We start from the raw sequence: 667 nt of genomic DNA on the forward strand, positions 1-667 counted from the left end.
GGGCCTGGGACCGGAGGGCGGCGGACCGGGAGCGGCGCGCCCTCGGCCGAACACCGGCACAGCCGACAGACCGGCCGCTGTCGTTCGCCTGCCACCCGCGGGCACCCCCACCAGCCCCGCCGCCCGGCGTCTCTCCCTCCGCCCCCGCCGGGCCGAATCCACCCGCCGCACCATCCACGCCAGGCCCAGCACCACGAGCACCGTCACCCCCAGCCTGTGGACGAGGTCCCCGTTCATGTCGTCTCGGCTCCCCGCACGATCCGGCTGGACCACCAGACCCCGGCCGCCTCGAACAGCGCCCCGGCCGCCAGGCATCCGAGTCCGGCCCCGGTGTGCAGCAGCACGCGCAGCGGGTGGGCGCCCATGGCGGCGCCGAGCAGCAGCCCGAGTACGGGGAGCGCGGCCAGCAGCAGGGCGGTGGCGCGGGCGCCGGACAACTGGGCGCGGAGGTCTGCCCGTTGGCCGTGTTCGGCGCGCAGGGCGCCGTCCAGGCGGTCGAGGCCGTCGGCGAGCCCCGCGCCCTGGTCCACGGCGACCCGCCAGCACGCGGCGAGTCCCAGCAGCCCCTCGGCACCCGGTCGCCGTGCCGCGAGGGCGAGGGCGCCCGGCACGTCCCCGCCGAAGCGGGCGGCGGCGACCACGGTGGCCTGCGCCTCCCCCAGGCCAC

The 667-nt window shown here is 79.0% G+C and carries 1 pseudogene; it reads right to left on the reverse strand.

What is annotated here, in order from left to right:
• Positions 1-233 precede the first annotated feature (233 nt).
• A pseudogene (locus GTW40_RS06215) lies at positions 234-667 on the reverse strand (hypothetical protein); the annotation flags it as partial.

Origin of the sequence: Streptomyces sp. SID4985 (assembly GCF_009863025.1) — a bacterium.
In the GTDB taxonomy this organism is placed as follows: Bacteria; Actinomycetota; Actinomycetes; order Streptomycetales; family Streptomycetaceae; genus Streptomyces.